Genomic DNA, 9,532 nt, shown 5'->3' with positions numbered 1-9,532 from the left:
ACCGAGCGCAAGCAGGCGGAGACAGAGAAGGAGGCCTTGCAGGCGCAGCTTCACCAGTCCCAGAAGATGGAGGCCATCGGGACACTGGCAGGAGGGGTGGCACACGACTTCAACAACTTGCTGACCGGCATCCTGGGCAACATCGCCCTGATACGCGGGGGTCTGCTTGCTGCCGACCCGTTGCTGGAAAACCTGAATGCAGCCGAGACCGCTGCTCGTCAGGCGGCGGACCTCACGCAAGGACTGCTGACCTTCGGCCGCAGTGCTATGGTCCTGCCGGTTCCCATGAATATCGCGGCCGCGCTCGACGCGACCCTGGCACTGCTGAAACAGTCACTGCCGGCTACCATGGAGATCGTCCGTGACTATGAGCAGACGGCCTGGAACGTCCTGATGGACCAGTCACAGATCACGCAGATCCTGCTCAACCTGGCCGTGAACGCACGCGATGCCATGAAGGGCAAGGGGACACTGACCATCCGCGCCAGGAACGAGGTCGTGGGAGAGGAATACGTCCAGACCCATCCTTTTGCGCGGACAGGAGAATTTGTCCACCTGAGTGTCACGGACACCGGTCCGGGGATTCCACGAGAAATCCTGGAGCATCTCTTTGAACCCTTCTATACGACGAAACCGGTGGGGTCCGGCACGGGGCTGGGGCTCTCTATCGTCTACGGTGCCGTCAAGCAGGCCGGCGGCTGGATCACCGCGGAATCCACGGAAGGTGCCGGGAAGACCGCCCCTCTCATTGAACAAACATGTTCGGGGGAAGCCACCCCTTACATTGGACAAACATGTTCGGGGGCGATCTTCGACATCTATCTGCCTCGATGCCTGGAAAGCCCCCCACAGTCGCCTCCTCCCACTCCCCCTTCTGTGAACGTACCCGGAGGAACGGTTCTGGTGGTTGAGGATGAACCGGCGGTGCGGACAGTTGCCCAGGCTCTCCTGACCAGGAGGGGGTATGCGGTCCTGACAGCACCGGACGGAGCATCGGCCTTGGACGTCTTACGGGATCACCCTGCGGGCATCGGGCTCATCCTGCTGGACATGACCATGCCTGGCATGACGACGGACGAGATCGTGCAAGGCGTCCGCGCTCTGAACCCGACGTTGCCCATCCTGCTGAACTCCGGGTACACGTCCAACGACGCCGTCAGGCGGATGCTCGAGGAGGGCAGTGTCCAAGGGTTCCTGGGCAAGCCGTATGACCTGCACCAGCTGGTGGAGAACGTGCAGAAGCTGATCTCCAGAGGTTGATCGGTCTGCCGGGCCCCATGAGTCGATGTGCTCATGGCATCGTGCCGTGAAAGGCGATATGCTTTGATATCGGCCGAGGAGGTTGCCGTATGAGTGACAGGACAAGAATCTCGTTTATCGGCGGGGGCGTCATGGCTAATGCCTTCGTCGAATTGCTCCTCGCCAAGAGTATTGCGTCCGAGGACGACGTAATGGTCAGTTCTCGCAGTTGGGCCACGCTTGAGGTCATGCGCGAGCGGCACCACGTTCACACGACGCTCTCCAACCATGAGGCAGTCCAGTTCGGGGACATTGTTCTCCTGGCGGTCAAACCCCAGAATCTCGAACGTGTCTTTGCTGACATCAAGGGAGCCATGCGGCCGGAACAACTCTTGCTGTCCATTGTTGCTGGAGTCGGTATCGACAGGCTGAGGGAAGGCACGGATCATGACCGTATTGTGCGGTGTATGCCCAACACGCCCGCCCAGATCGGAGCAGGGGTGAGTGTCTGGACGGCCGGCTCCCAGGTAACGCAGGAGGACCGGACGCTGGTTCGTTTAGTACTTGGCGCAGTAGGTATCGAGATGGAAGTCGACGAAGAGCGATACGTGGACATGGCAACGGCGGTGAGCGGTACCGGGCCCGCGTACGTTTTCATGTTCATCGAGGCTTTCGTGGACGCTGCCGTACACCTTGAATTTCAGCGCGACATGGCGTTGGAGCTGGTGTTGCAGACAATGGAAGGCTCGCTCAAACTCGCTCGGTCCAGCCACAAACATGTTGCTGAGCTCAAGAGCTTCGTCACGTCGCCAGGTGGGACGACTGCCGAAGCACTCTATGAGCTGGAGAAGTGCGGGTTCAGGACAGCCTTGTCAAAAGCAGTCTGGGCAGTCTACCAGCGTACCCTCGCCCTCAAAGACTGACCGCTGTTCGGCGGCCGATGCCGGAAAGTCAGGAGCGCAGCTGGATGCTGTCGACTGCCTGGTCGCGGTCGATAAGTCCATCGCGTTCGAGTGCAGCTACAATGTGTTCCAGCCAAGGCCCATCGGTTTCTTCTTCCGTCGGGAACAGGCGGGTCCTGAGTTCTGTGAGCCCCATTGTCTGATCAGACGGAAGGCCGCGCAGAAGCTCGACAATGCGACCGCGCCAGATACGGTTGGGTTTGCCCCGGTGAGAAGGTTCGGAGACGCGGGGTGGAACGGCCTCGGCCAGTCTGAACGCTGAACGGCAGGCCTTGGTGACGGGGCAGAACAGACACCTGGGGGAACGTGCCGTACAGTACTGCGCGGCGATGTCCATACAGGCCTGGTGCCACTCCGAACTGCGCCCGCGGGGATACACTTCACTGGCGACATGTAGTAGCTGGGATTCAGGCATGACCTCGAGCGTTGTCGTGAGTTGCCCGAAAAGCCGGCTGTATAGCCTCCGGGTGTTGACATCCAGAACGACGACGTCTCGGTGGAACGCAAATGAGAGGACGGCCGACACTGTGTACGGGCCGAGACCCGGAAGCGACCTCAGGTCATTGGCGGTGTCCGGGAGAAGTCCGCCAAAGCGCTCGACGACGGCGCGTGCGCAGTCTCGCAGCCGCAGAGCCCTGTTGTTGTAGCCCATGCCCTGCCACGCACGAATGATGGTCGCGTTGTCAGTAGCTGCGAGTGAGCTGAAGTCAGGATACTGCCGAAGGAAGAGGGGCAGTTTCTCCTGGATGCGAGCCGTCTGAGTCTGCTGGAGCATCGTCTCGGAAACGAGAACGACATAGGGGTCGGGATTGGGGACTCTCCACACAAAACGACGCGCGTGAACCGCATACCAGCCCAGAACCATTGCTTGCACGCGTTCCACAGCGGTCAGATCGACCGAGAGATTAGTGCCTGCGCTCCTTCTAGCCTTTGGAGCGCCGGAAGTCTCGATGTGCGATGTGTCATCCGGGCGTTTCATGAATGTAGTATAGCAAGACAACCGTTTGCAGCGATAGCCCCGGCAGCAATACTGGATAAAACAGCGTGGACCGCTTTGCCGGCCACGGCACGGAGAAAGAGAAACCCCCTGTCAGTCTTACTGACCGGGGGTTGTGTTTCACTTCCTGCTATGTCGTGTACGTTATTGTTACCGTCCGGGTAGCCGCGTTCCATTGGACGTCCATTGCAAGTGTTTCCGCGACAAACCGGAGAGGAAGAAGCGTCCTTCCGCTCATGATGATGGGAACAACCTTGGGGTCGCTGTCGATGTTAACCGACTGGCCATTCAGCGTCGCTACATTCCGGTCGATCCACAAAACCAATGTCTTGTCGTTTTGCACAATGGTGACCTTCTGTGTCGACGCGTCCCAGGCGATGGTTCCCCCAACGGCTTCGACGACTGCTCGAATAGGGAGAAGGGTCCGTGAATTCAGGATGATGGGGGCTGCCTCCAGAACAACGGGGCTCCCATCCACATACATTGTCCTGCTACCAATTGTCAGCTGAATGATTCTCGTGACCTTCAAGGCGAACAATGCTGTCACGTTCTTGTCTGCATCCATCGTCACAGTCGCCGGGTTCTTTGTACCGGTCAGAGCCCCGGACCAGCCGGTGAAGACGTAGCCGGAAGCAGGACTTGCTGTAAGCGTGACAGCCGTTCCAGGAGCATAGGACGAGGCATCGGGAGACCGGCTGATCGAGCCGCCCGCAGACTGCGCCACAGTAGTCGTGAGGGCATACGAAGTCACGGTGTCATACCGGAAGACGCCGTTGCCGGTGCCGGCATACAGGGTGGCGGGGGACTTTGGGTTGATGGCAAGAGAGGTGGCCGTTCCATTGGTAAGCCCAGTGTTCATCGCTGTCCAGGTCGTGCCGCTATCCTTGGAGCGGAAGACACCACCCCATGTACCTGCATACAGGGTGGAAGAGGTAGCAGGGTCGACAGCAAGGACCTTGACACCAGCATTGGTAAGCCCAGTGTTCACAGCCGTCCAGTGGGCGCCGCTGTCCTTAGAACGGAAGACACCATCCTGGGTACCGACATACAGGATAGCTGGGGACTTTGGGTTGATGGCAAGAGAGGAGACATCCTTGTTGGTAAGCCCAGTGTTCATCGCTGTCCAGGTCGTGCCGCTATCCTTGGAGCGGAAGACGCCATTACTATCGATACCCACATACAGAATGGCAGGAGTCAGAGGATTGATGGCAATATCCAGGACATCTTTGTTGATGAGACCGGTGTTCACCGCCGTCCAGGTTGTGCCACTGTTGACGGAATGGAAGACGCCAGCGCCATTGGTACCGGCATACAGAGTGGTGGGGGACTTGGGGTTGATGACAAGAGAATTGACGCCCTGATTGGTGAGACCGGTGTTCACTGCCGTCCAAGTGGCGCCGCTGTTGACGGAGCGGAAGACGCCACCCAAGGTGCCGCTATACAGGATGGCGGGAGTCGAGGGATTGATGACAATATCCAGGACATCTTTGTTGATGAGACCGGTGTTCACCGCCGTCCAGGTTGTGCCACTGTTGACGGAATGGAAGACGCCAGCGCCATTGGTACCGGCATACAGAGTGGTGGGGGACTTGGGGTTGATGGCAAGAGATGAGACCATACTCCCATATAGTGGAAGCTGTGTCCAGGTTTCCGCAGTTGCTGCCCGCGCGGCGGGGACACCGACCAGCACACCCGAAAGGCCCAAGGCAAGACACAAGGTCAGAATTAACATGATAGACAGACACGTGATCCACTTTTGAGTTGTCAGTTGTTTCATTACTCTCCTTCTCTTGGATGCGCCAAGAACGTAGTTGAACGTTCGCTTCTGGTCGTCTTCTCTGCCACAGACTTGCAGAGTTCCAGGATGTGGAGGCCGCTACATGTTACCCATTCATCTCACTGGCATCCTCTCGCCGCATCACTACATTGATCACGAATGAGATAATTTATATTGTAGCACAAAATGTTCCAACTTCATGACGGCATCGATTAGCACTGTGCTGAGGCTGGAAGGGTCGTCAGGCCTGTCACATTGACACGCGTGACGCATGTGGCCATACTAAAATAAGTGTTTGGTCGCGTGGGCGACCGACAACGAACACAGGAGGATCATATGGAAGAGATCAACCGAATTGCCGTCGGCGATATGGCGCCCGACTTCACCTTGGACGACAACCGGAAGCGACCCATTCACTTGGCTGACTACCGGGGCAAAAAGGTTCTGCTGTCCTGGCACCCTCTCGCATGGACAAGAGTGTGTGCCGAGCAGATGAAGGCGCTCGAAGCTCACCTCGCGGACTTTTCCCGCCTCAACACGGTCGCACTCGGCATGAGCATTGACCCGGTTCCGTCGAAAAATCAATGGGCCAAACAGTTGCTCATCGCCGAGACCATGCTGCTGTCCGACTTCTGGCCTCACGGAGGCGTGGCGCGCACGTATGGGTTGTTCCGCGACGTCGAGGGGTACTCCGAGCGTGCCAACGTGCTCATTGACGAATCGGGCAAGGTTACCTGGGTGAAGGTCTATCCCGTCCACGACCTGCCCGACATCGACGAAGTACTGGCACGTTGTGCAGAGTGATCACTTGGACGTACCTATGGACGTAAAGAATGCTATCGAGGCCCGCAGGGCATATCGTTCTTTTGACCCTGTGGCTATTACTGACGACTTGATCTGGGACCTGGCCCGTGCCGCAAGCCTCTCAGCGTCGTGTTTCAACAACCAGCCGTGGCGATATGTGTTCGTTCGCNNAAGGGCAACCAATGGACGGAACGAGCCTCCATGATCATCGCTGTCTTCAGCCGGCCCGAACTCGACTGCGTCATCAAGGACCGCGAGTACAACTGGTTCGACACAGGTATGGCAACGGCTCTGCTCATCCTGCGAGCGACCGAGCTGGGATTGGTCGCGCACCCGATTGCTGGTTTTCGTCCAGATGAGGTGAAGCCAATGCTGGGAATACCGGAGAACATGAGATTGCTGACGCTGGTCATTGTAGGCAAGCACACAACGGTCCCCAACCCCATTCTCTCCGACAAGCAGTTACACGATGAAAGTGAGCGGCCGCCTCGCCTTCTGCTGGAACGGATCGCCTTTGTGGACAGAGTCCCGGACGGAGCACCGGTTGGAGAGCCTATCCCTCACTGACCGCTTGGTTCAACCATGTCTGTCGCAACGGCATGGTGGACTCGCGCGTCAGGACACGAGCTGTCTCAGGATCTCCTCTGAACGGGCGAACAGCAAGCAGTGACCTTCGTTGGCATACCATCGTGTCAGGGTATGAGGAAGGAGAGATGCAAGTTCCTCCGCCATGGATGGGGGAGTGATGACATCTTCGCGCCCCTGCCATATCTGAATCGGGTATGCGACTTTTTTCAGCGCGAGGTGCCAGGAGCCACGGTAGAGAGCCAGTTCCTGTGCGGCGCCGGCGACACCCTGCCTGAACGCTTCGGTCAGATTCGTACGGAGCATATCCTTGATGTCCGGTCGCTCGAGTACGAACTTGTCTGCGTCGGGTCGTTCCGCTGCCATACGGATCAACAGTGAGGGGAAGTCTGCCTGTACCTCCTGCATGCTTTGAGCGAACATGCGGCGAGCAAGCCAGGGGAAGCGTGCTACTGAGACGAACATTCGTCGCTGATCAACGTTCATTGACAGGCGAACAGCCTGGTTGTGAAGGGGAGAAATGCCTGAGACGATTCCGGCAGCGGTCAGTCTCTCACTGATGCGGTCTGCGCATGCGACGACGTAGGGACTGCCTCCCGAGGTGCCGAGAACTGCGAAATCGTAGATACCGAGGTGTACAGCAAGCTGGACGACGTCGTCCGGCCAGCCCGAGAATAAGCGTCCACGTTTGGGATCTGAAAGACCGAACCCGGGCCTGTCGGGCGCGATGAGTCGAGCACCGACTGCCTGTGCAGGAGCGTCCAAGACGATGCCCTCGAGGCGTGACGCTGGGAACCCATGGAAAAAGAACACTGGTACCCCTGATGGGTCACCGAACTCCGCATACCCCAAGGCGCGTCCATCTGCGAGCTTGATTGTCTGATCAGTCAATGCCATCTGCGCCTCACTCGACTCGGAGATGTGTCTGCAAATCTCCAAATCTTGAGTTTACCATGAAGCGACAGTCAATCAACTGTCATACGGCGAACGCAGTCTGTGTGAACCGTCAGTTGCGTATACCACTCCGTCATTCCCCCGAGCCCTTTTGTCCCTCGCATCCTTTTGTCCAAGATGCGAGGTGTTCTTCAAGGCGAGGGGTGCTTCCCACGAACATGTTGGTGTCATGGGAGTAGCGCTCTGCCGCGCAGGCGAGAATCCATCGTTGCCTTCGGGGTCAGCTGCTAAATGTAGCCGGAGTTGTCATCTCAAGACCGGCAGCCCGCTCAACCTCTGCAGAGCAGACTTTGCACCTTTTCCAGCAGCTGGTGCAAGTCATACGGCTTGGCCAGGAACCCCTGGACACTGTCCTCCTCGAGTATCTGCTTGGCGGTCTTGTTGGAGGCAAACCCGGAGTTTAGCAGGATGGGGACTGTGGGATCCAGAGCACGGATGGCCCGCACGATTTCGCCGGTTGTCATGCCCGGCATGGTCATGTCCAACATGATCAGGTCGATCTCCTTTCGATGCTGTGCAATCATGTCCAAAGCTTCTGCGCCATTTCCCGCCGTCATGACAAGGTATCCGCTTCGCGTGAGCAGAGACTGAGTGACCGTACGCACGACCGGCTCGTCCTCGACTACCAGGACCGTACTGTGTTGTATGTTCTCGACAATGGGTCGAGGCGTCTGTACAGGTACAGCGGGGGAGACACAACGCGGCAGGAAGATGTTAAACGTCGTGCCGGTGTCGTGCCCCGTCGTCGTCGTGATCCACCCGCCGGACTGTTTCACGGCGCCGTAGATGACGGAGAGTCCGAGGCCGGTTCCTGAACCTACGGGCTTGGTCGTATGGAAGGGCTCGAACAGGTGTTCCATGATCTCGTCGGGAATGCCGGGTCCAGTGTCGTTCACGCTCAGGCGTACGTATTCGCCCGTCTGCGCGTAGGGGTACTGACGGACGTAGAGCTCGTCGACGACCTCGTTTCGAACGGAGAACGTCAACGTGCCCTTGCCCTCCATAGCGTCGCGCGCGTTCACGGCCAGGTTCAACAGAATCTGGGTCAACTGCGACCGGTCGGCCAGGATGTTCCAGGCATCTGGCTGGAAGTCCCGTACAATGTTGATTGTGGCCGGCAGCGATTGGTGCAACAGGTCGAGCGTTTCGCCGACTGCCGCATCGACGTCGAGAGCAACCGGTAGGATCGCAGCGCTGCGGCCGAAGGTCAGCAGTCCTTTCGTGAGGTCGGCTGCCCGACGGGCAGCGGTCTCGACTGCGTTCAGGTTCTCCAGCAACGGATCTGCCGGGGGCAGGCTGCTGCGCATGATGGCGGCATTGCCCAGGATGCCGGTCAGCAGGTTGTTGAAATCATGGGCGATGCCACCTGCCAGTGTCCCGATCGCTTCCATCTTCTGGGACTGCCGGAGCTGAGCCTCCGCTTTCTTACGCGCCTCCTCTGCCTGCTTGCGCTCGGTGATGTCACGGTAGATGGAGTAAATTGCTTCCTGTTTCCCTGTGATCAGAACAGGTGCGGCGATGAGGGACACATCAACAAGGGTGCCGTCTTTTCTGCGCCGCACTGTTTCCAGAAGGTTTTTCTCCCCTTGGCCGGTAGACCTTGTTATTGCTCTGGCTTCTTCCTGGCGCCCGGGAGGTGCCACCAGGTCGTCGATACATTGTCCGACGGCTTCATCAACCCCATAGCCAAACATGCGCACGAACTCGGCGTTTACCCGCATGACCCTGCCTTGGGCATCGCAGATCGCAATGCCTTCTGGGGTTGTCTCCACGAATCGGTCGAAATACGCTCGTTCCCGCTGAGTCTCTTCATCCGCTTGCTTGCGCTCAGTGATGTTACGGCTTACACCCATGATTCCCACAGGTTTCCCGGTCGCATCAAACATCAGCCGGGAAACAACCTCGGTCCAAACTGATGATCCATCCTTGCAGGGCTGTTCAACTTCAGTCACACTTGGGGCCGGAACAGCACCCGATTTGGCCTTCTCTAGACTCTGCTGTATCTTTTCCTGCACAATAGCGATCGATCCTTTGGACAATACCTCGTATAGTGGCTGGCGTATCGCCTCTTCCGGGGTATATCCTCTGAGTTGGAAGACCGAAGGGCTGACATAGGTAAAGACACCATTGAGATCGAGAGTCCAGATCACATCGGTCGAGTTATCAGCGAGAAGACGATACTGTGCTTCGCTCTTCTGCTGTGCCTCTTCCGCC

The 9,532-nt window shown here is 58.0% G+C and carries 7 protein-coding genes and 1 pseudogene; 4 read left to right on the top strand and 4 right to left on the bottom strand.

Annotation, left to right across the window (positions count from 1 at the left end):
• Positions 1–1,260: ATP-binding protein (locus SMC3_RS02295; protein ID WP_119089773.1), on the top strand; the 1,260-nt coding region annotated here is incomplete at its 5' end.
• 89 nt (positions 1,261–1,349) lie between these two features.
• Positions 1,350–2,162 carry a pyrroline-5-carboxylate reductase gene (gene proC, locus SMC3_RS02290; protein ID WP_119087078.1) on the top strand — a complete coding sequence of 271 codons (813 nt, stop codon included), beginning with the start codon at positions 1,350–1,352 and terminating at the stop codon, positions 2,160–2,162.
• Between the two features lie 28 nt (positions 2,163–2,190).
• Here the strand turns inward: proC and SMC3_RS02285 are convergent, their stop codons facing one another.
• Positions 2,191–3,180 carry an A/G-specific adenine glycosylase gene (locus SMC3_RS02285; protein WP_119087077.1) on the bottom strand — a complete coding sequence of 330 codons (990 nt, stop codon included), beginning with the start codon at positions 3,178–3,180 and terminating at the stop codon, positions 2,191–2,193.
• A 148-nt stretch (positions 3,181–3,328) separates the two neighbouring features.
• Positions 3,329–4,975 carry a stalk domain-containing protein gene (locus tag SMC3_RS02280; protein ID WP_119089772.1) on the bottom strand — a complete coding sequence of 549 codons (1,647 nt, stop codon included), beginning with the start codon at positions 4,973–4,975 and terminating at the stop codon, positions 3,329–3,331.
• A gap of 336 nt (positions 4,976–5,311) precedes the next feature.
• Here SMC3_RS02280 and SMC3_RS02275 point away from each other — a divergent pair, with 336 nt between their 5' ends.
• Entirely contained in the window at positions 5,312–5,779 is a 468-nt protein-coding gene (locus SMC3_RS02275) for a redoxin domain-containing protein (protein ID WP_119087076.1), read from the top strand.
• A gap of 16 nt (positions 5,780–5,795) precedes the next feature.
• A pseudogene (locus SMC3_RS02270) lies at positions 5,796–6,346 on the top strand (nitroreductase family protein).
• A gap of 48 nt (positions 6,347–6,394) precedes the next feature.
• On the opposite strand, the gene SMC3_RS02265 reads toward SMC3_RS02270, so the two are convergent.
• Positions 6,395–7,261, bottom strand: a complete 867-nt coding sequence (locus tag SMC3_RS02265) for an alpha/beta fold hydrolase (RefSeq protein ID WP_119089771.1) — start codon at positions 7,259–7,261, stop codon at positions 6,395–6,397.
• 326 nt (positions 7,262–7,587) lie between these two features.
• A partial coding sequence (locus tag SMC3_RS02260) for a PAS domain-containing sensor histidine kinase (protein ID WP_133299369.1) occupies positions 7,588–9,532 on the bottom strand: 1,945 nt, incomplete at its 5' end.

It is taken from the genome of Candidatus Cryosericum hinesii, from assembly GCF_003570985.1.
GTDB lineage: Bacteria > Caldisericota > Caldisericia > Cryosericales > Cryosericaceae > Cryosericum > Cryosericum hinesii.
The sequence above is the reverse complement of the archived record's forward strand: the minus strand, read 5'-3'. Positions and strand labels throughout refer to the sequence as shown.